This window comes from Cellulomonas wangsupingiae (genome assembly GCF_024508275.1).
GTDB lineage: Bacteria > Actinomycetota > Actinomycetes > Actinomycetales > Cellulomonadaceae > Cellulomonas > Cellulomonas wangsupingiae.
Genome location: NZ_CP101989.1, coordinates 2723752 through 2744077, shown reverse-complemented (window position 1 = coordinate 2744077; position 20326 = coordinate 2723752). Strand labels below are relative to the sequence as shown.

The 20326-nt window shown below is 75.8% G+C and carries 21 protein-coding genes; 13 read left to right on the top strand and 8 right to left on the bottom strand.

Annotation, left to right across the window (positions count from 1 at the left end; all coding sequences use genetic code 11):
• Positions 1 to 109: 109 nt before the first annotated feature.
• From NP075_RS12685 to NP075_RS12670, 4 genes are all read right to left on the bottom strand, one after another.
• Positions 110 to 2020 (bottom strand): DUF4914 family protein, encoded by a 1911-nt coding sequence (locus NP075_RS12685; protein ID WP_227565536.1) that lies wholly within the window; start codon positions 2018 to 2020, stop codon positions 110 to 112.
• 158 nt (positions 2021 to 2178) lie between these two features.
• Complete coding sequence (locus tag NP075_RS12680) at positions 2179 to 3090, bottom strand: DUF4349 domain-containing protein (protein ID WP_227565535.1); 912 nt, start codon at positions 3088 to 3090, stop codon at positions 2179 to 2181.
• 126 nt (positions 3091 to 3216) lie between these two features.
• Positions 3217 to 4164 carry a DNA-3-methyladenine glycosylase family protein gene (locus NP075_RS12675; RefSeq protein ID WP_256791059.1) on the bottom strand — a complete coding sequence of 316 codons (948 nt, stop codon included), beginning with the start codon at positions 4162 to 4164 and terminating at the stop codon, positions 3217 to 3219.
• 189 nt (positions 4165 to 4353) lie between these two features.
• Entirely contained in the window at positions 4354 to 5364 is a 1011-nt protein-coding gene (locus NP075_RS12670; RefSeq protein WP_227565533.1) for a helix-turn-helix transcriptional regulator, read from the bottom strand.
• 102 nt (positions 5365 to 5466) lie between these two features.
• Between NP075_RS12670 and NP075_RS12665 the strand changes: the two genes are divergently transcribed.
• The 9 genes from NP075_RS12665 to NP075_RS12625 all read left to right on the top strand — a co-directional run bounded on the left by NP075_RS12665 (position 5467) and on the right by NP075_RS12625 (position 13150).
• Positions 5467 to 6474 carry an ATP-binding cassette domain-containing protein gene (locus tag NP075_RS12665; protein ID WP_227565532.1) on the top strand — a complete coding sequence of 336 codons (1008 nt, stop codon included), beginning with the start codon at positions 5467 to 5469 and terminating at the stop codon, positions 6472 to 6474.
• Complete coding sequence (locus tag NP075_RS12660; RefSeq protein WP_227565531.1) at positions 6471 to 7289, top strand: ABC transporter permease; 819 nt, start codon at positions 6471 to 6473, stop codon at positions 7287 to 7289. The genes NP075_RS12665 and NP075_RS12660 overlap by 4 nt, the downstream gene beginning before the upstream one ends.
• A gap of 126 nt (positions 7290 to 7415) precedes the next feature.
• Positions 7416 to 8129 carry a DUF6518 family protein gene (locus NP075_RS12655; RefSeq protein WP_227565530.1) on the top strand — a complete coding sequence of 238 codons (714 nt, stop codon included), beginning with the start codon at positions 7416 to 7418 and terminating at the stop codon, positions 8127 to 8129.
• A 69-nt stretch (positions 8130 to 8198) separates the two neighbouring features.
• Positions 8199 to 8717, top strand: a complete 519-nt coding sequence (locus NP075_RS12650) for a methylated-DNA--[protein]-cysteine S-methyltransferase (RefSeq protein ID WP_227565529.1) — start codon at positions 8199 to 8201, stop codon at positions 8715 to 8717.
• A 22-nt stretch (positions 8718 to 8739) separates the two neighbouring features.
• Positions 8740 to 9273 (top strand): DUF1697 domain-containing protein, encoded by a 534-nt coding sequence (locus NP075_RS12645; protein WP_227565528.1) that lies wholly within the window; start codon positions 8740 to 8742, stop codon positions 9271 to 9273.
• Between the two features lie 139 nt (positions 9274 to 9412).
• Positions 9413 to 10609 (top strand): zinc-dependent alcohol dehydrogenase, encoded by a 1197-nt coding sequence (locus tag NP075_RS12640; RefSeq protein ID WP_227565527.1) that lies wholly within the window; start codon positions 9413 to 9415, stop codon positions 10607 to 10609.
• A gap of 25 nt (positions 10610 to 10634) precedes the next feature.
• Positions 10635 to 11669 carry an NAD-dependent epimerase/dehydratase family protein gene (locus NP075_RS12635; RefSeq protein ID WP_227565526.1) on the top strand — a complete coding sequence of 345 codons (1035 nt, stop codon included), beginning with the start codon at positions 10635 to 10637 and terminating at the stop codon, positions 11667 to 11669.
• A 42-nt stretch (positions 11670 to 11711) separates the two neighbouring features.
• The gene (locus NP075_RS12630) at positions 11712 to 12239 is read left to right on the top strand and encodes a DsbA family protein (RefSeq protein ID WP_227565525.1); all 528 of its coding nucleotides are present in this window, start codon (positions 11712 to 11714) and stop codon (positions 12237 to 12239) included.
• A gap of 56 nt (positions 12240 to 12295) precedes the next feature.
• Complete coding sequence (locus tag NP075_RS12625; protein WP_227565524.1) at positions 12296 to 13150, top strand: SDR family NAD(P)-dependent oxidoreductase; 855 nt, start codon at positions 12296 to 12298, stop codon at positions 13148 to 13150.
• An 11-nt stretch (positions 13151 to 13161) separates the two neighbouring features.
• Here NP075_RS12625 and nhaA read toward each other — a convergent pair whose 3' ends face one another.
• On the bottom strand, positions 13162 to 14487 hold the full coding sequence (gene nhaA / locus NP075_RS12620; RefSeq protein ID WP_227565523.1) for a Na+/H+ antiporter NhaA: 1326 nt from the start codon (positions 14485 to 14487) through the stop codon (positions 13162 to 13164).
• 111 nt (positions 14488 to 14598) lie between these two features.
• Positions 14599 to 15045 (bottom strand): HIT family protein, encoded by a 447-nt coding sequence (locus tag NP075_RS12615; protein WP_227565522.1) that lies wholly within the window; start codon positions 15043 to 15045, stop codon positions 14599 to 14601.
• A gap of 158 nt (positions 15046 to 15203) precedes the next feature.
• On the opposite strand from NP075_RS12615, the gene NP075_RS12610 reads away from it, so the two are divergent.
• A complete protein-coding gene (locus tag NP075_RS12610; protein ID WP_227565521.1) occupies positions 15204 to 16004 on the top strand; it encodes an alpha/beta hydrolase in 801 nt (266 codons plus the stop codon).
• A gap of 60 nt (positions 16005 to 16064) precedes the next feature.
• On the opposite strand, the gene NP075_RS12605 is transcribed toward NP075_RS12610, so the two are convergent.
• Entirely contained in the window at positions 16065 to 16628 is a 564-nt protein-coding gene (locus NP075_RS12605) for an NYN domain-containing protein (protein ID WP_227565520.1), read from the bottom strand.
• Between the two features lie 126 nt (positions 16629 to 16754).
• Between NP075_RS12605 and NP075_RS12600 the strand changes: the two genes are divergently transcribed.
• Together NP075_RS12600 and NP075_RS12595 are read left to right on the top strand one after the other, a co-directional pair.
• Positions 16755 to 17321 carry a MarR family winged helix-turn-helix transcriptional regulator gene (locus NP075_RS12600; protein WP_227565519.1) on the top strand — a complete coding sequence of 189 codons (567 nt, stop codon included), beginning with the start codon at positions 16755 to 16757 and terminating at the stop codon, positions 17319 to 17321.
• A 103-nt stretch (positions 17322 to 17424) separates the two neighbouring features.
• Positions 17425 to 17955 (top strand): flavodoxin domain-containing protein, encoded by a 531-nt coding sequence (locus NP075_RS12595; protein ID WP_227565518.1) that lies wholly within the window; start codon positions 17425 to 17427, stop codon positions 17953 to 17955.
• A gap of 22 nt (positions 17956 to 17977) precedes the next feature.
• On the opposite strand, the gene NP075_RS12590 is transcribed toward NP075_RS12595, so the two are convergent.
• Positions 17978 to 18868, bottom strand: coding sequence for a serine/threonine-protein kinase (locus NP075_RS12590; protein ID WP_227565517.1), 891 nt, complete (start codon positions 18866 to 18868; stop codon positions 17978 to 17980).
• 236 nt (positions 18869 to 19104) lie between these two features.
• On the opposite strand from NP075_RS12590, the gene NP075_RS12585 reads away from it, so the two are divergent.
• A complete protein-coding gene (locus NP075_RS12585; RefSeq protein WP_227565516.1) occupies positions 19105 to 20289 on the top strand; it encodes a ferrochelatase in 1185 nt (394 codons plus the stop codon).
• Positions 20290 to 20326 lie beyond the last annotated feature (37 nt).

The window sequence follows — 20326 nt, the reverse complement described above, 5'->3', positions numbered from 1 at the left end:
GTGACACGCCGGATGCGGTCGCGACACAGCGCGGGGCCGCCCCCACAGGTGGGTGCGGCCCCGGCCGTGCTGGTGGTGCGTGGGCTGCGGTGCGCCCGACGTGCTCCCGTCAGACGTACAGCGGCGTGAGCTGCTCGTACTCCTCGACGCCACCGCCGCGCAGGACCACCTCGATGATCTGGCGGCCCAGCGGGTCCAGGTCGTCGGTGAGGAACTGCTCGAGCTCGGCGCGGAAGAAGTCCGTGAGGATCTTCGCGCCCGTGTCGTACGCCTCCAGGCCCACCTGCGACTGGTACTCCGGCTGCAGGAGGGTCGGGCGGATCTGCTGCCCGTCGAGCTTGATCTCCTTGGGCCGGTACCCGAACAGCGGGCAGCGCGCCGGCGTCAGCTGCTCGGGCTGGATCCGCCCGCCGCCGCGCCGCGCGAGGTACTCGCGGGTGAGCCACTCGGCGGAGAACCCGACCTTGTACGCGCCGATGTGCTGGTTGGGCGTCAGCACGTAGCGGGTGCGGTCGTTCTCGACGATCTGGCGGAGCAGCAGGTTCGCGGCCGCGACCTTGGTGCCCGTCGAGAACGGCCAGTAGGAGCCGACGCCCTCGGCGACCATGCCGCCGTGCTTGAGCGCCTTCTTGACGTCCTTGCTCTCACCGATCGACGGGTTCTTGTCCCCGCGCGGGGCGATCAGGCGCCACACCCACGCCAGCGACGGCGGGATGATGTGCATCATCCCCATGATCCCGTAGGTCGGGTTGTCGCGGGTGCACAGCGGCATCCGGACGCCGAACGTGCGGACGTCGACCTCCTTGGGCTCGGAGATGACGTTCTTGACGAAGGTCCGCGGGATCACGACGCGCGGGTTGGGGCACGGCTTGCCGTTGGAGTCACGCGTGTGCTCCCACGGCAGCGCGGTCGCGTCGGGCACGCCGTCGATCGACAGGAAGAGCAGCGGCTCCTCCGGCTGGATGACCGCGCGCTCGAACGCCGGGTCCTCGCCGTAGCTCGTCAGGTTGTCCACCCGGACGAACCAGCCGGCCTCGGCGTCGGCGACCACGAGACGCCCGTTGCCCTTCTGCACCGACGGGTGGCACAGCGTCATGTCGTCCGTGACGGGCGCCAGCGACGACGTCTCCCCGAGGGTGATGTGGTACGGCTCCTGCCGCACGACGTTGGTGCCGACGAGGATGCGGCCGTCGTCCTCGCGGCGGATCTCCTGGCACATCTCGGACTTGCCGCCGCCCGACGCACCCTCGTGCATGATCACGGTCTCGTTCTCGTACGGCGTGGTCACGCGCACGCTCGACGCGTGCGCGGTGAGCCAGCCCTCCTGCTCGCCGATGTCGAGCAGCACCGAGAACACGCCCTTCTTGGCGCTCGGCCCCGGGTACAGGTTGTACGCCCACACCTCGTGCAGCTCGTGCGAGCGGTTGTGGACGACGACCTGCCGGCCGCCGAAGTGCGTGTGCCGGAACGGGGGAGCGACGTACAGGATCGAGCGCGGGGTGAACGGGCCGATCTCGTCGAACGTCACCCAGCCCTGCAGGTCCACGAGCGTGAGCGCGAAGAAGGCGCTGTTCAGGGGCACGATCGCGAGCGACGGGTAGCCGAACTGCGGCCCGCCGGCCTTGAACGGCACGACGACGAGCTCCTGCGTGGCGAGCCACTCGAGCGTCTCGGTGCGCGTCGGGTCGAACTCGGCGTCGAACACGTCGCGGTACCGCGGCTTGTCCGTCGGCAGGTCGTCGGCGATGCGCATGCAGTCGGGGTCCCGACGTCGCATGTAGTCCTCGGGGTAGTTCACCGCCACCCCGTTGCGGCAGCGGGTGACGGTGGCCTCCGGCACCATCTCGCCGTTCACGTCGTACTCGACGGTGAAGACCGGGCCGCCCTCGGGGCCCAGTGCCAGTCGGTACAGCTCGTCGCGGGTCGCCGGGATCACGACGCGCGGGCTGGCCTCCAGTGCCGCCCGCACCTCGGGTGCGACTGACACGTCCGCCAGGGGACCGGTCACGGTGACGCTCATGGCAGCTCCTTCGCCTCGGGGACCGGGCGCGGTCACCCGTCGAGGCGCCACCCGGCGGGCAGTCGGCAGCGCTGGAAGGCGCGGCACGGTCTGCCCTTTACCAAGAGATTACGACCGGAGCCGCGATCCGCCGCGGGACCTTCGGGCCTGCGTGAGGCTCAGGCGCGGGCCGCGGGGTCCCCCGACGCCCCGTCCGCGGGCGGCAGCGGGACGGCCGCCCGGCGCCGGCGCCACACCAGGACGGCGGCGCCCGCGAGGCCCGCGACGACGAGCCACGGCAGCAGCACGCCCACGACGTGCAGGAACGTGCGCACGGTCGCGACGAAACCGGTCCACCCGGTCGCCAGCCCGTCGAGGAACGTCGGCGGGCCCGGGTCGGGCTCGGGAGCCCGCTCGGGGGCGTAGATCTCGACGTCGACCGTGGACAGCGCGACCCGGTCCGCCAGCCCCGCCCGCTCCGAGCGGAGCCGTTCGAGGTTCGCCTGCCGCTCGGTCAGCGCGCTCTCGGCCTCGATGATCTCGCTGCTCGACGCCGCGCGGGCGAGCAGTGCCCCCATGCGGTCGACCGACAGCTCAGTCGCGGTGATGCGTGCGTCGAGGTCCTGCGCCGCCGTCGTGACGTTCTCGGTCTCGACCGCGAACTCGCGGACCTGGCCGATCTCGGCGAGGTCGTCGGACAGCGTGGGCATCGCCGCGGACGGCACGCGCAGCGTGAGGGTCGCGCTGCCGGGGTCGTGCCCGTCGGTGCCGGAACGCTCGTACCGCGCGTCGACGCGGCCGTCGAGACGCACCACCAGCGCGACGACGTCGTGCGCCGCCGCCACGGGGTCCGGCGCGAGCAGGGTCGCGCGAGCCGTCTGCACGACCTGCTGGGCGTCGGCGGCAGCAGCCCCGTCGGCGCCGGCCGCCGTCCCGCCGTCGGCCGAGCCGGCACGGGCCACCACGTCGCCGGCCGAGCTGTCCGCGGCCCCCTCGGCCGTGATGCCGGACTCGTCGCTGCCGGCGCTGCAGGCGCCGAGCGCGGCGATCACGAGCAGACCGGCCAGGACGGTGCGGGTGCGTCTCGTCATGGCGGCACGCTAGGGACGCGGTGCCCCCCGTGGTACCCGACGCCTGGATCGTGACCCGCCCGTCACCGGATCGCCGCCGGGCCGACGCCGTGCTCACCCGGACGGCCCACGGCACGGGCGTCCCGCTCAGTCCGGGTAGGCGGCCGACGACCACAGGTGCGTCGCCGCGAAGGCGCGCCACGGCGCCCAGGCGCGGCCCGCGTCGGCGACGTCCCGCACGGTCGGCACGCCCAGCGCCCGACGGAGCACGAGGTCGCCCGAGGGGAACGCGTCGCGGTCGCCCAGCGCGCGCAGCGCGACCACGTCGGCCGTCCACGGGCCGATGCCGGGGACGGCGAGCAGCGCGGCGCGCACCTCGGCCGCCGGTGCCCCGGGGACGAGGGTGAGGCCCTGCGTGCACGCGAGGGCGAGCGCGTGCACGGCCCGGGCGCGCGCGTGCGGCACACGCAGCACGGCCTGCAGCGCGAGGGGGTCGACGGCCGCCACGTCCTCGGGACGGGGGAACGCCACCAGCCCCGACGGGTGCGGCCGGCCGTGGGCGGCAGCGAGGCGACCGCCGGTGGTACGTCCCGCCCGCAACGAGACCTGCTGGGTGAGGACGGCCTGGACGGCGGCCTCGAACCCGTCGGGGTGTCCCGGCACCCGTAGGTGCGGGCGGGCGGCGAGGAGCGGGCCGACGACGGGGTCGGCCTCCAGCGCGTCGTGCACCGCCGCGAGGTCGTCGGCCAGGCCGAACCAGCGGGCCGCGAGCCGGTCGGCCGAGCCGGGCGCGGCCGGCCCGTCGACCCGGATCTCGACACCCGCGGCGGTCAGGTGCGCGGTCACGGGCACCGGCCCGGCGCCCAGGTCGACCAGTCGGTGCACGGTGGCGGCCGCCACGTCGACGACCTCGACGCCCGGCACCGCGCGGGCCGCGAGCGATGCGAGAGCCGGGGCGGGGTCGAGGAGGGCGCGCACCGGCGCCACGGTAGCGGCGACGTCGGACACGCCGCCCGCGACCGTGCGGGCAAAGCCCCGGTAGCAAACTGGTCGCACGTTCGAGATGCGCCGGTCACACGACGGTGCGATGCTCACCCTCATCAGCCGATCGCGTCACCCGCGACCGGCTCGGCGCGGGTCGCGAGGTGGTCCCTCGCGCCTGCAGCAGCTCGAGGGGCCGGCGAGAGCCGGTCCGGCCCTCCGGGGCCAGGGGGTCCGCCACGCCTCGTGCCGGCGAGACGGCTCTCCACCGGGTCCCGCTCCCAGCGTCGGGAGCGGGACCGGTCATGTCGGCGGGATCTCCCGCGGGTCGGGGTGCCCGGTGGTGGCCGCGGCGTGGCGCGCGGCCAGCCGCCGCGTGGCGGCGACGAGCTCGGGCGGTCCCACGACCTCGAACGCGACGCCGAACATCCCCAGCGTGGCCGCCAGGCCGTCCCACGACCACGCGCGCGTGACGAGGCGCGCGCGGTCGACGCCCACCGCCTCCACCAGTGCGTCGCGCCCCGCCCAGCGCGTCACGTCCGCCGCTGCCATGTCGAGCACCGCCTCCCCGCGGCAGGGCAGGTCGGGCCGCCCACCCAGGCGCTCGGCGACGAACGCCGCCAGGTCGCCGCCGGGCACGTCGCGCGGCGCGACCCGCCGGCCCGTGGGGGTGCGCGGCGTCATGCGGTCCACGCGGAACGTCCGCCAGTCCTCGCGGTCCAGGTCGTACGCCACGAGGTACCAGCGCCCGCCCCACGTGACCAGGTGGTGCGGCTCGACGCGCCGGGGAGCCCGGAACGCCCGATCTCCCTCGCCCAGCACCCGATGGCTGCCGCCGTCGTAGTCGAAGCGCAGGGTGGCACGTGCGCGCACGGCCGCTCCCACGGCGAGCAGGACGTCCTGGTCGACGCCGACCCGGCGCCGGTCGCGCGGCACGGCCGTCACCGCGAGTGCGTCCGACGCCGCGCGCAGCCGCTGGGGCATGACCTGGCGCAAGGTCGTCAGTGCCCGCAGCGCCGCCTCGTCGATGCCGTCGACGCCCGTGCGGGCGGTCTGGAGCGCGAGCGAGAGCGCCACGACCTGCTCGTCGTCCAGGAGCAGCGGTGGCATCCGGCTGCCGTCCGTCAGCCGGTAGCCCCCGTCGGGGCCCTTGGTGGCCCGGACCGGGTACCCGAGGTCGCGCAGGCGGTCCACGTCGCGCCGCACCGTGCGCGCGCTGACGCCGAGCCGGTCCGCGAGCACCTCGCCCGGCCAGTCGCGGCGCGACTGCAGCAGCGAGAGCAGGGCGAGCAGACGCGACGACGGGGACGACATGTCCTCAGCGTGCCACCGAGTAGCGGACAGAACCTGACCGCTGCCCACGGAAGCATCAGGGATGTCCGATCCGCAGCGCGCCACCACAGCCAGGAGACGCTCATGATCCGCACCCGAGGCCTGACGAAGGACTACCTCGTCGGCCGCGCCCCGACCGTGCACGCCGTGCGCGGCGTCGACCTCGACGTCGCGCCGGGCGAGCTCGTCGCGGTGCTCGGCCCGAACGGCGCCGGCAAGACCACCACGATGCGCATGCTCACGACGCTCGTCCGCCCGACCGCCGGCAGCGCGACGGTCGCCGGTGCCGACGTGCTGGCCGACCCGGCCGCGGTGCGCCGCCGCATCGGCTACGTCGGGCAGGGCAACGGCGCCGGGAGGCACCAGCACGTCGTCGACGAGCTCGTCGTGCACGGCCGCATCCACGGGCTGCCGGGCCGCACGGCCCGGGCGCGTGCTCACGACCTGCTCGACGCGCTGGACCTCGCGGGTCTCGCGCACCGCAAGGTCGAGAGCCTGTCCGGCGGTCAGCGCCGGCGCGTCGACGTCGCCCTGGGGCTCGTCCACGGCCCGCGGCTGCTGTTCCTGGACGAGCCGTCCACGGGTCTCGACCCGCACACGCGCGCCCACCTGTGGGCCCACGTCGCCCGGCTGCGCGCCGAGCACGACATGACGATCGTCCTGACGACCCACTACCTCGACGAGGCCGACACGATGGCCGAGCGCGTGGTCGTGGTCGACCACGGGCGCGTCATCGCCGACGACACGGCCGACGCGCTCAAGCACGAGCTCGCGGGGGACCGGGTCGTCCTCGGGGTGGCCCGTGCGGCGGACGCACCCGCGCTCGCCGGCGTCGTGGCCCGGGCGCCCGGTGCGCGCGAGGTGGCGGTCGACGGCCCACGCGTCACCGCGCGCGTGGCCGACGCCCCGACGGCCGCGGCGCACGTGGTGCGGGCGGCCGCGGCTGCGGGCCTCGACGTCACCGACGTGCGCGTCGAGCGCCCCACGCTCGACGACGTCTTCCTGGCCCTGACCGGCCGCAGCCTGCGCGACGCGGGCGCCACCACCCCCGACGACGAGGCGGCCCCGGCCGCCGGGACGGACGCAGCATGACCGCCGCGACGCTCACCCCCGTGCCCACCACCGCCACGAGCCCCGAGGCCCGGCGCACCTGGTGGTCGGACGTGTGGCTCGTGCTCGTGCGCGAGCTGCGGCCCGTCGCCCGCGAGCCGTTCTCCGTCGTCTTCGGCCTCGTGCAGCCGCTGGTGTTCCTCGCGCTGTTCGGGCCGCTGCTCGTGGGGTCCGCGGGCGGCGGGCTGCCGACGTCCGACGTCTGGCTGTGGTTCGTGCCGTCCGTCCTGGTCATGACCACGCTGTTCGGCACCTCCACCACGGGCTCCAACCTGCAGGACGAGATGGCGTCGGGCTCGTACGAGCGCATGCTCGTCACGCCCCTGTCCCGCTCGTCGCAGATCGTCGGCCGCGCCCTGAAGGAGGTCGTGCCGCTCGTGGCGCAGGGGCTGCTCGTGGTCCTGGTCATGCTGCCGTTCGGGCTGCGGCCCGACCCGGTGGGCGTCGTCGTCGGCTTCGTGCTGCTCGCCGTGCTGGGGGTCGGCCTGGGCGCCCTCAGCTACGCGCTGGCCATCGCCGTGCGGCAGCAGGAGTGGATGTTCTGGGCCGTGCAGCAGACCTTCCTGTTCCCGCTGATGATCCTGTCGGGCCTGCTGCTGCCGCTGGAGGCCGGACCGCGGTGGATGCAGGTGGCGTCGGCGGCCAACCCGCTGCGGTGGGTCGTGGACGCCGAGCGCGCGCTGTTCGCGGGCGACCTCACGGCGCCGGTCGTGGCCTGGGGCTTCGTAGCCGCTGCCGCGACGGCCGTCGTCGGGCTCGCGGTGGGCGTGCGCGCCATCCTGCGCGCCTCGCGGTGAGGTGTCCGTGAACGGGCCGGACCACCCTGGGTGGTCCGGCCCGTCCCGCCGTGGGGGGAGCCGCGCAGGACCTGCGCCCGCCCCCGGGGTGACGCAGGCGCCCGCCGCGTCGGGAAGGCTGTGGCTGTGCCACCGACCTCGACCGCCCTCGCCTCCGGCCCGCCACCCCCGGTCGCCCCCCGCCCCTCCACCGACCTCGGCCCGGCGACCCCCGTCGCACCTGGCCCCACCACAGGCGGGAGCGGCGCGAGCGGCCCGCAGGCGGTCGCCGTCGCGGTGCTCGCCGGGCTGGTCGTCGGTGCGCTCACGTCGTTCGCCCAGGGCCTGCCGCTCGGCCCGTTCGGGGGACTCGCGAACGCCGTGGCCCCGTGGCTCCTGGTCCCGTTCGGCATCGGTGCCCTCGCACGCGGGTGGCGGTGGGCGCTCGGCGCCGGAGTCGTGGCGTGCGTCGCGCAGGTCGCCGGGTACTACGTGGCGGCCGACCTGCGGGATATCGGCGTCGGCGCGCCGTGGCTCCTGATCTGGCTGGCGTGCGCGCTGCCCGGCGGGGCCGTCGCCGCGGTCGCCGGGCGGTCGTGGTGGCGGACCGGACCGCTGCAGGCGGGGCTGGAGCGCGGGGCCGGCGCCGCGGTGCTCGTCGCGGCGTGGCTCGCCGAGGCGGTCGTCCGGTACGCGGTCGTGCTGCGCTACCCGGGCCACGCCGTGGTGTTCGCCGTCACCGGGCTGGTCGCCCTCGCCCTGCTGGGGTGGCGGGGACGGCAGCACGCGCGCGTCGCGCTGTGGCTGGTGCCGGCGCTCGTGCCGGCGTGCGGCGTGTTCGCCGCCCTGCCCGTGCGGTGACCTCACACCCTGCCCGCGGCGTGCGTCTACGGGTGACCGGTTGTCGGAGGGCGGGGAGAGGATGGGCACGTGAGCACGAGGTACGCGGTGGTGCCCGCACCGTTCGGGCCGGTGACGGTCGGCGTCGCCGACGGCGCCGTGACGGACGTGCGGTTCCCGCACGCCGACGGGTCGGCGGCGACCGACGCGATGGGCGTGCGCGCGGACCCGGGGGAGGACCCGGTCCTGGCGGAGGCCGTGCGGCAGCTCGCGGGCTACCTGGCGGGCGACCGGCGGGTGTTCGACCTGCCGCTGCGCCTGCGGGGCAGCGCGTTCCAGCGACGGGTGTGGGAGGGGCTGCGCGCGGTCCCGTACGGCACGACGACGACCTACGGCGCGCTGGCGACCGCCCTCGGGCTGGACCCCCGCACGACGGCCCGCGCGGTCGGTGCCGCGAACGGCGCCAACCACCTGCCGATCGTCCTGCCGTGCCACCGGGTGATCGGCGCGGACGGGACGCTGACCGGGTTCTCGGGCGGCCTGGAGCGCAAGCGCGAGCTGCTGGCGCTCGAGGCGTGCGTCGCGTCGGGCACGGGCACGCTGTTCTGAGCGGCGACGAGGAGGACGGTCGATGACGGTCATGGTGGCGCTCCTGCGCGGGGTGAACGTCGGCGGTGCGGGCAAGGTCCCGATGGCGGACCTGCGTCGCGTCGTCGCCGACGCCGGGTACGGCGACGTCCGCACCTACGTCAACAGCGGGAACGTGCTGCTGTCGACCGACGGCACCGACACCGAGCAGGTCGCTGCCACGCTGCGCGCCGCGTGCGCCGAGGCGTTCGAGGCGGGTCCCGACGTGATCGTCCGGACCCGCGACGAGCTGCGCGGCGTCGTCGCCGGCAACCCGTTCCTCGGCCGTGACGACGACCCCACCCACCACCACGTGGTCTTCCTGGCCGGTACCGCGCCGGCCCGCGTCCCCGACGTCGAGGTCACGGCGCCGGAGGACCTCGCGGTCGCGGGGCGCGAGGTCTACCTGTACCTGCCGGGCGGCATCGGGCGCAGCCCGCTGGCCGCCCGGCTGGCCAGACGCCCCGGCCCGGGTGGCACGGCCCGCAACTGGCGCACCGTCACGACGCTCCTGCGGATGGCGGACGAGCAGGGCTGACGCCGCTGCGACGTCGGTCCTGCGCGCCCGGCGAGGGTGACACCCGGTCGGGTGGTCGTCGGTGCCCGGGATGCGCGCCCGCCGGGCGGGTGCGACGGTGGCACGCGAGGTCAGGGACGAGCGACGAGGTGGTGGAGCGGTGCGGGCACTGACGTGGCAGGGACGCGAGCAGGTGACGGTCGAGGACGTGCCCGACCCCCGCATCGAGGAGCCGACCGACGCGATCGTCCGCGTCACCTCCACGGCCGTCTGCGGGTCCGACCTGCACCTGTACTCCGTGCTGGGCGCGTACCTCACGCCGGGGGACGTCCTGGGCCACGAGGCGATGGGCGTCGTCGAGGAGGTCGGGCCGGAGGCGGGACGGCGCCTGAAGGTCGGGGACCGCGTCGTCGTCCCGTTCGGCATCGCGTGCGGCACGTGCCACATGTGTGCGCTCGGGCTGCAGAGCCAGTGCGAGACGACGCAGGTCAAGGGCACCGGCAAGGGCGCCGCGCTGTTCGGCTACACGTCCCTGTACGGCAGCGTGCCCGGCGGCCAGGCGCAGTACCTGCGGGTGCCGCAGGCGCAGTACGGCCCGGTCGTGGTGCCGGACGACGGCCGGCCGGACGAGACGTACCTGTACCTCTCCGACGTCCTGCCCACGGCGTGGCAGGCGGTGGAGTACGCCGACGTGCCGCCCGGGGGCACCGTGGCGGTCGTGGGCCTGGGGCCCGTGGGGCAGATGGCCGCACGCATCGCGCTGCACCGCGGCGCCGAGCGCGTCATCGGCATCGACATCGTCGCCGAGCGCCTGCGCATGGCGGCGCGGCACGGGGTGGACGTCATCGACGCCGCCCGCACCGACGACGTCGTCGAGGCCGTGCGTGACCGGACGCACGGCCGGGGGGCCGACGCCGTCGTCGAGGCCGTGGGCATGGAGGCGCACGGGTCGCCCGTCGCCGCGGCGGGACAGCGGGCGGCGTCGTTCCTGCCGGACGCGCTGGCGCGGCCGCTCATCGAGAAGGCCGCGGTCGACCGCATGGCGGCGCTGAACACGGCGATCGGTGTCGCCCGTCGCGGGGCGACCGTGTCCGTCGTCGGCGTCTACGGAGGTGCCCTGGACCCGTTCCCGATGATGGACGTCTTCGACCGCCAGCTGTCCTTCCGCTTCGGCCAGGCGAACGTGCGGCGCTGGTACGACGACCTGCTGCCGCTGGTCATGGACCCGTCGGACCCCCTGCAGGTGGCCGACCTGCGGACGCACCGGGTGTCGCTGGAGCAGGGACCGCAGGCGTACGACGTCTTCCAGCGCAAGGCGGACGGGTGCATCAAGGTCGTCCTCGACCCGGTGGTCTGAGGCGGGATCCGCGAAGGGGGCGCGCATGAGGGTCGTCGTGGTCGGGGGCAGCGGCAACGTCGGGACCGCGGTGCTGCGCCGGTTCGCCGCGGACAGCACGCTCACGTCGGTGGTCGCCGTCGCGCGACGCACGCCACGGACGGCCCCGCCACCGCCGTACGACGTGGCGACCTGGGTCGCGTGCGACATCGGCGCGCGCGACTCCGACGAGCAGGTGGTCGCCCGGCTCGCGGAGGTGTTCGCCGGCGCGGACGCCGTGGTCCACCTCGCGTGGGCGATCCAGCCGAGCCACGACCGTGCACGGCTGCGCTCGACGAACGTCGTGGGCACCCGCCGCGTCGTGCAGGCCGCCTCCCGGGCGGGCGTCCCGCACCTGGTGGTCGCGTCGTCGATCGGTGCGTACTCCCCGTCGCCGGGGGACGTCGCGCGCGACGAGTCGTGGCCCACCGGCGGGGTCGCGTCGTCGTCGTACAGCGTGGACAAGTCGGCGGTCGAGGCGCTGCTGGACCGCACGGAGGACCGCACGTCGCTCGTCGTGGCGCGGATCCGGCCGGCCCTGGTCTTCCAGCACGACGCCGGCCACGAGATCGCCCGCTACTTCCTGGGTCCCGCGGTGCCGCAGCGCATGCTCGACGGCGGGGCACCGGTGCTCCCGTGGCCACGCGGGCTGCGGGTCCAGGCGGTGCACGCGGACGACCTGGCCGACGCCTTCCGCGAGGCGGTGGTGCGGCAGGTGCACGGTGCGTTCAACGTCGCCGGCCACGGCGTCGTGCGCGGGCCCGACGCGGCTGCGCTCGTCGCGGGCGCGCGCCTGCGCGAGGTGCCGGTCGGGCTCGCCCGCGCGGCCCTGTCCGCCGCGTGGCACGCGCGGGTCGCGCCGGTCGGCCCCGGGTGGCTGGACATGGGCATGTCCGCGCCGCTGCTCGACACCACGCGCGCCGAGCGGGAGCTGGCCTGGCGGCCGGCGCGGACGTCCGTCGAGGCCCTCCACGAGGTGCTGCGGGGCATCGCCGAGGGGGCGGGCACCGTCAGCCCGCCGCTGCGCCCCCGCGGGCGGTGACGCCCGGGTGCGGCGCGGACGTGGGCACGGCACGCTGAGCGCATGACATCGCCCGACGCCCCGCCCGCGGTCAGCACCGACCCCGACAGGCACGTGCTGGGCGACCCGGCGGCGCCGGTGACCGTCGTGGAGTACGGGGACCTGGAGTGCCCGTACTGCCGTGACGCGGAGCCCGTGCTGCGGCGGCTGGTCGAGGAGTCGGGGGGTCGGGTGCGCCTCGTGTGGCGCCACTTCCCGCTGTTCCAGGTGCACCCGCACGCCCTGGCGGCGGCGCTCGCGGTGGAGGCCGCCGCGGCGCACGGGAAGTTCTGGGACATGCAGCGCCTGCTGTTCGCGCACCAGGACGCGCTCACCGACGACGACCTCGCGGGGTACGCGCGTGAGCTGGGGCTGGACCCCGACGAGGTCGCAGGAGCGGGGGCGGACCAGTACGCGCGGGCCGTGCAGGCGGACTACGAGGGCGGGATCGAGCTCGACGTGCCGGGGACGCCGACGCTGCTGGTCGACGGGGTGCCGTACCGGGGACGCGTGGAGCTCGAGGCGCTGCGGGAGGTCGTCGACGCGGCGTGAGCGCCGCCCCGCGGTCGCCGGGCGCGGCGGCGCGCGTCCTGCGTCACGATGGTCGGGTGACCGCCGCCTCGCCGGACGCCCCGGCCCACCCGACACCCGACATCCCCCGCACGGCGCTCGTCACGGGCGCCGGCCGCGGCATCGGCCGCGAGATCGCCCTGGCGCTGGCCCGCGACGGCTACGCGCTGGGCCTCGTGGCGCGCACCCGTGAGCGGCTCGAGGAGGTGGCCGAGGAGGCCCGCGCGCTCGGTGCGCCGGTGACGGTCGCGGCGGCGGACCTCGTGGACGCGACGGCCGTCGCGGACGCGGTGGCCCGTGTCGAGGCAGGGCTGGCCACGGACGGCGGGATCGGCCTGCTCGTCAACAACGCGGGCGTCATCGAGCGAGCCGAGCTGCCGTTCGCGGCCGACGACGTCGAGGACGTCTGGCGCGTCGTGGAGACGAACGTGCGGGGGCCGCTGCTGGTCACGCACGCGGTGCTGCCGGGCATGCTCGCGCGCGGCGGCGGGCGGGTGCTCAACATCAACTCCGGGGCCGGCCACCGCGCCATGGAGTCCTACACGGGGTACGCGATCAGCAAGGGCGCGCTCGCGCGGTTCACCACGCAGCTGCACCGGCAGTACGGCGACGCGGGCCTGCGGGTCCTGGACCTGGCGCCGGGTGTCGTGGCCACCGACATGACCGCGGCGATGCCCGTCCACGCCGACCGGACGCAGTGGACGTCCCCGCAGGACGTCGCGGCCCTCGTCCTGGGCTTCGCCGCCGGCGACCTCGACACGCTGTCCGGGCGCTTCGTGCGGGCGGGTGCCGACACGGTCGCGTCGCTGCGCGAGCACGCCGGCGCGATCCTCGCGACGGACGCGCGCACGCTGCGTCTGGCCACGTGGGGAGCCGACGACCCGGCGGTGTGATCCCCGCGGCGTCACCCGGCCGTGCGCCAGGGGAGAGGCGGCAGGGTCGGCGGCAGGCGCGGCGGGGTGCACAGCGGCAGGCGCTCGCCCAGCCAGCGCAGCAGGAGCGAGCCGGCGACGGCCGCGACGAGCGAGCCCGCGAGCACGCCGATCTTGGCGCGCTCGAGGAGCACCGGGTCGTCGAAGGCGAGCTGCGCGATGAACAGCGAGATCGTGAAGCCGATGCCCGCGAGCACCGCGCCGCCCACGAGGTGACCCCAGCGCACGCGCCCGGGCAGGTCACCCAGGCCCAGCCGCAGCGCGAGGGTCGCCGCCCCCGTGATGCCCACCGCGTTGCCGACCACGAGTGCCACCGCGGTGCCGACGGTCAGCCGCGAGCCGAAGGCGTCGGCGAGCGTCGCGGCGTCCAGCCGCACCCCGGCGTTGGCGAGCCCGAACAGCGGCACGACGACGTACGCGCTCCACGGGTGCAGCGCCCGCTGCAGCCGGTCGCCGGTGGCGACCGCGGCCCGGCCCGCGACCGCGGCGGCGTGCCCGCGGTCCGCGCCGCCCTCCGACAGGAACCGGCGGGCGCGCACCGCGACCTCCTGCCGGCGGCGGTCCTGCGGCAGCGACGTGGGCACCAGCAGCCCGACGAGGACCCCGGCGATCGTCGCGTGGACGCCCGAGGCGAGCACCGCGACCCACAGCGCGACCCCGACGCCCACGTACGGCGCCAGGCGCCACACGCGGCGCCGGCGCAGCCCGACGAGCACGGCGACGAGGACGGCGGCGACGACGAGAGCCCGCAGGTCGACGTCGTCGGTGTAGAACACGGCCATGGCCGCGATCGCCCCGATGTCGTCGACGATCGCGAGCGTGAGCAGGAACAGGCGCAGCCGGTCGGGGCAGCGCGGCCCGAACAGGGCGAGGACGCCGACGAGGAACGCGGTGTCGGTGGACATGACCACGCCCCACCCGTGCGCGGCGTCGGTCCCGGCGTTGAGGGCCAGGAAGATCAGCACGGGGACGAGCAGCCCGCCCAGGGCGCCCAGCGCCGGGACGGCGACCGCGCGGGGGTCCCGCAGCTCGCCGCGGGTCGCCTCCCGGTTGATCTCGAGCCCGACGACGGCGAAGAACACCGCCATCGCCAGGTCGTTGACCCAGTGCTGCAGGTCGAGCTCGAGGCGTGCGTCGCCGACGAAGACGCCGGCGGTGGTGTGCCACAGGGCCGTGTAGGTCTCACGCCACGGCGAGTTCGCCCACACCAGCGCGGTGAGGGTCGTGACGAGCAGGACGACCGCGCTGCCGGCCTCCGTGGCGAGGAACGTGCGCAGCGCCGGCGCGACGGTGACCACCCGCAGGTCCGTCCCGAGCCCCACGCGCTCGCGGAGCGCCGCGCGGCGGGAGGTCCCGCTCAGCGTGGTGCCCGCAGGTGCCGGCCCGCTGCGGTCATCGCACCGCGTGCCTCACAGCCGGGGCGACGACGCGTCCGGTGGCACGTGCGCACCGTGGCCGGCGTCGACCAGCGCGTCGCGCAGGCGGGTCGCCGCCGCGTCGAGCTCCGCGGCGGGGACGTCGGTGCGCGCACGGGAGAAGCTGAGGCTCGACTCGTCCCACGCGGGCAGCACGTGCAGGTGCAGGTGCGGGATCTCGAACCCGGCGACGAGCAGCGCCGCGCGCGGCGCGCCCCACGCGGCCTGCTGCGCCCGCCCGACGGTCTTGGCGACCGTCGCCAGGTGGGCGAGCAGGTCGTCGGGTGCGTCGGTGAGCTGCTCGACCTCGGCGCGGGGGATCACCAGCGCGTGACCGTCGGTGATCGGCGCGATGGTGAGCACGACGACCGCGAGGTCGTCGGCCCAGACGAAGCGACCGGGGAGCTCGCCGTCGATGATGCGGGTGAACAGCGTCGGCATGACCTCACGCTAGCGCGTCCGGCCTCGCGTGCCCGGGTGCCCGCCCGGTGGCACGGGCGTCGGGGGACGACGTCCAAAAACGTTTAGGCCTGCGGCATCCGCTTGTCGCGGGCGCCGGCACCGCCTAGGAATCGCTTGTGCGCCAGCCCAACGCCTCCGTGCCCCCCCGTCCGACGCCCACCTCCCGGCGGGTCAGATCCCTCGCCGCGCCGATCCTGGCACTGGCGCTCCTCGGCGCGTGCTCCGCCGGCACCGAGCCCGGACCGCAGACCGGCGAGGCGGCGCAGGCGGACGCCCCCACACCGACCATGCTGGAGAGCGCACCGGTCGCCATCGCGGCGGCGCCTCCTCCCGAGTGCCTCTCGGACGGCGTCGCCTTCGCCGACGTCGGAGCGGCGGGGTCCGCCACGAAGGTCGCCTGGGCCGGCGCCGGCGAGCGTGCCGTCCTGTTCGCGCCCCAGGTCGACGGCGACGTCTGCCAGTGGGCGGACGAGCTGGTGCGCCTGGCGGGCGCCGGCTACCTCGTCGCGACGTACGACTGGGGCACGTCGGGGGAGGCAGGCTTCCAGGCGACGCTGGACCTGCTCCGGGCGACCGGTGCCCAGGGCGTCGCGTTCGTCGGCGCGTCCGCCGGCGGCACGCTCGCCGCCGGCCTCGCGGACGACCTCGGTGCCGTCGCCGTCGTCGCGCTGAGCCCGCCCGCCACCTACGGCGAGGTGGACGCCCGCGCGGAGGCCAACCAGTTCGCCGGCCCGCTGCAGGTGTTCTCCTCGACCGACGACCCGCAGGTACCGGCGGCGGACAGCGCGCTGGTGGTGCGCAACGACAAGACGTCGATCGTCACCGAGGTGTCCGGCACGGCGCACGGGATCGAGTTCATGGCACCCGACGGCTACCACGCGGACCACGTGCGCTCGACGATCGACGAGGCGCTCACGCAGGGCTTCGGCGAGGGCTGAGCGGCCGACCCCCGGCGGCCCGACGGCCGCGCCCGCACCGGGGCGCGGCCGTCGGCGCGCTCACAGGTAGCGCAGCGGGTCGAACTCCTCCAGGGGGATGATCCGCAGGCGCGGCAGCTGCACGTTGAACGCCGCGACGTCCGACTCCAGGTCGAACGTCTGCAGCCCGCGCGTCGTCAGCGTCGCCAGCGACTGGCTCGTGAACTCGCGGAAGGCCAGCAGCCCCACGCGCCGTCCCGCGTCGACGAGCTGGGCGACCTCGGGGGCGAAGTCGCCGTCGTGGCTGGCGAGCATCACGTCGCCGTCGCGCCCCGCGATGGCCTCCAGCGTGCGCTTGATGCCGATGTCGACGACCTTCTCGTACGTCTCGCCCGACAGCGGGATCGGCACGAAGCCGATGGCCGTGAGCGCCTGCACGAAGGACATCGGCAGCGAGCCGTTGGACGCGTTGAGGAAGAACAGCCCCTTGACCGGCTGCTGCCAGGTCTGCTGCGCGAAGCTGAGCACCCGCTCCCAGCGCGGGCGCTGGTCCGGCGTCGGCCGCCCGCCGAGGATCGAGGAGCCGAGCGTGGCGTCGATGTTCTCGCCGTCCACCAGCAGGTACGTCGTGCCCGTCTCGCTCATCGCCCCAGCGTAGACGTGCGCCGGGGCCCGGCGGCGCGCCGGACCGCGCGGGGCGTGGTGACATGATGCCTGCGCGTCGCCCGGTGCGGCGCCGACGTACCCGGTGCGCGAGGAGGTGGTCCCGCGATGGTCGACGACGCCGACCCGCCCCGCGACCACGGCGGCGCGGACCGCACGGCCGCGGGACGCCTCGCGTCCGCTGCCGGCGGCTCCGACGTCCGGGCGTCGGTCGACGCCTGGGAGGCGCTGTTCCGCGCCCAGGTCACCCTCATGCGCCGGTTCGCGCGCGACGACGTGTGGGGCGGCAGCTCGATCCACGAGTACGACGTGCTGTACACGCTGTCGCGTGCCCCGCAGCGCGCGCTGCGCCTGCGCGAGCTCGCCGAGTCCAGCCTCCTGACGCAGCCGAGCCTGTCGCGCCTCGTCGACCGGCTCGAGGCGGACGGGCTCGTGCGGCGCGCGCCGGTCGAGGGTGACCGGCGCGGCAAGGCGGTGCACCTGACCGACGCCGGCGCGCTCCGCCAGCGCGAGATCGGGCGTCGCCACGCGCGGTCCATCGACGCGCTGGTCGGCGGCGCCCTGAGCCCCGACGAGCTCACGACGCTCGAGCGCCTGTGCACACGGCTGCGCCTCGCCCAGCGTGACCTGCCCGATCCCACCGGTCCGGACCGTCAGGAGTCACCCGACGGCTGACCCCTGCGGGGACCTCCGGCCCACGACATCCGCAGCCACCCCGACGACGATGGACCGACGGAGGGCGCCGGGCCCGCCGGTCGGACGGCGAAGGAGGGGAACGATGCGCATCCTGCTGGCAGTGGCCTCGCGCCACCAGGGCACGTGGGAGATCGGCGACGTGGTCGCGCAGAGGTTGCGCGCCCGCGGCCACGAGGTCGACCAGAGTGCCCCCGAGGACGTCACGACCGTGGCGCAGCACGACGCGGTGGTCCTGGGCTCGGCGGTCTACACCGCCCACTGGCTGCCCGCGGCCCGCGACCTCGCCGACCGCTGCGCGCAGGAGCTGCGCGCCCGGCCCGTGTGGACGTTCTCGTCCGGCCTCGCGACGCAGCCGGCCAACTCCGCCAACTCGCCGCTCGAGGTCGCCGCGCTGTGCGAGCGCATCGGCGCCCGCGGTCACCGCAGCTTCCGCGGTCGTCTCGACCGCTCCGTGCTGTCCTTCACCGAGCGCGCGATCATCGCCGGTGGGCGGGCGCGCGAGGGCGACCACCGCGACATGGAGGCCGTGGCGGCCTGGGCCGACACGATCGCCGACGCGCTGGACGCCGAGCCGTGCGCGGGTCGTTCCTCCATGGCGGGTCACAGCGCCTGACGGGCGCGGGCGGGCCGGTCCGTCAGCGGACGGGCTGCACCCGCTGCTGCTCGCGCTGCCGCTGGCGGCGCAGGCCGCGCAGCTCCGCGGCGACCGCGACCATGGTGGGTCGCTGCAGCGGGTCCGTGCGCGTCATCGCCCGCAGCAGCGCCGCGAACTCGCGGTCGACGTCGTCGGCGATCTGCGGGCCGTGCAGCAGCCGCGCGAGCGACGCCGTCAGCGGGTCGCCCGGGTAGGCGCGGCGCCCCGTGAGGCACTCGAGCAGCACGAGTCCCAGGGAGTACACGTCGCTCGCGGCGCCGGCGGGCTCGCCGAGGGCCTGCTCGGGGCTCTGGTAGCCCGCCGTGGCGCGGTCGTCGGGGTGGGCGTGGCGGGCCGCGTCGGAGGCGGCGATGCCGAAGTCCGCGAGGACGACCGGCAGCCCCGGGGCGTCGCGGCGCCCGGACGCCGGCGTCGTGTCGGCGACCAGCACGTTCGACGGCTTCACGTCGCGGTGCACCACGCCCGCGCGGTGGGCGTGCGCCAGCCCTTGCGCGAGCTGGTACCCGACGTCGGCCGTCGTCGCCGCGTCGAGCGGGCCGTCCGCCACCACCTCGCGCAGCGTGCGTCCCTCGACGAGCTCCATGACGAGGAACGCCACGGGCCCCACCCCGGCGACCACGTCGGCGCCCACGTCGAGCAGGGCCACGAGGGAGGGGTGGGACAGGTCGGCCAGCACGCGCGCCTCCTGCGCGTACCGACGCACCTGGGCGGTGTCGGCGTCGGCGAGGCGGAACACCTTGATGGCGACCGGCCGGTCGAGCCGGGTGTCGACGGCCCGGAAGACCTGCGCCGAGCCACCCTGGCCGAGCTGGTCCCCGAGCACGTAGCGGCGCGCCAGCTCGGGGGCGGCGTGCCGTCCGCCGCGCGTCACAGCTCGGTCATCGCTCTGGCTCCGGTTCCTCTGCGGGCGCGGGCTGCGCCAGCACGACCGTAGAGCGGGACCGGGGTCGGCGCACGCCGAGGGGGAGCCCCGACAGGGTGACGGCGGGCTCCTGCGCGGGCCCGGCGGACGAGGTGACGGTCTGTCGCGACAAGATCACGTCGCGGACCCCCTCCCGCCCTCCGCTGCCCACCAGGGTGCGGTGCGATGATCGTCCTGTGCTTCCCGTGACTCCCCCCACGACCGAGCTGCCTTCCGTCCCCCCGGGCGACCCGGCCGGGCTCGCGCCGTACGACGCCGTCCTGCTGTTCTCGTTCGGCGGCCCGAACGGCCCCGACGACGTCCTGCCGTTCCTGCGCAACGTCACCGCGGGCAAGAACATCCCGGACGAGCGCCTGGCGGAGGTCGCCGAGCACTACCACCACTTCGGCGGGCGCAGCCCGATCAACGAGCAGAACCTCGCGCTGCGGGCCGCGCTGCAGGCCGAGCTCGAGCGCCGGGGCCTCGACGTCCCGGTGGTCTGGGGCAACCGCAACTGGACGCCGTACACGACGGACGCGCTCGCGGAGGCCTACGCCGCCGGCGCGCGGCGGGTCGTGGCGGTCGTGACGTCGGCGTACTCGTCGTACTCCGGGTGCCGGCAGTACCGCGAGAACCTGTGGACCGCGCTGAGCGACCTCGCCACGCGGGTCGGCGCGCCCGAGGGCACCCACCCGATGGCGGTCGACAAGGTCCGGTCCTACTTCAACCACCCCGGCTTCGTGCAGGCGAACGTCGACGCGGTCGTGGAGGCCTACCAGGGTGTCGCGGCCGACGCGGCCTGGCCCCGCCTCGTCTTCGTGACGCACTCGATCCCCGACACGATGGAGGAGGCGTCGGTCGTCGCCGGCGCCTCGTACCGCGAGCAGCACCTCGACGTCGCGCGCACCGTCGCCGCGGCGGTCGCGGAGCGCCTCGGCCGCGAGGTGGAGTGGGACCTGGCGTTCTGCTCGCGCTCCGGCCCGCCGAGCCAGCCGTGGCTCGAGCCGGACGTCAACGACCACCTCGGCACGCTCGCCGCGGCGGGCACGACGTCCGTGGTGCTCTCGCCGATCGGCTTCGTCTCGGACCACATGGAGGTCGCCTTCGACCTGGACACCGAGGCGCTCGAGACCGCGCAGGAGCTGGGCATGACCGCCGTGCGCGCGGACTCCGTCGGGGTGCGCGAGGCGTTCGTCCGCGGCCTGGTCGACCTGCTCGTGGAGCGCGCCGCGATCGCCCGCGCGGACGCCGCCGGCCTGCCGCGCCCCGCCGAGGCGACCGCCGGCGACCTGCCCGCGTTCCGCTCGGTGTGCGCCCCCGGCTGCTGCCGGATGCGTGCCGGCGTCGACTCCGGCCGCCCGGCGGCGTGCTCGACGGACCCCTGGTCCTGACCGCGCCCGCCCACCCCGCCCCGCATCCCGAGCCGAG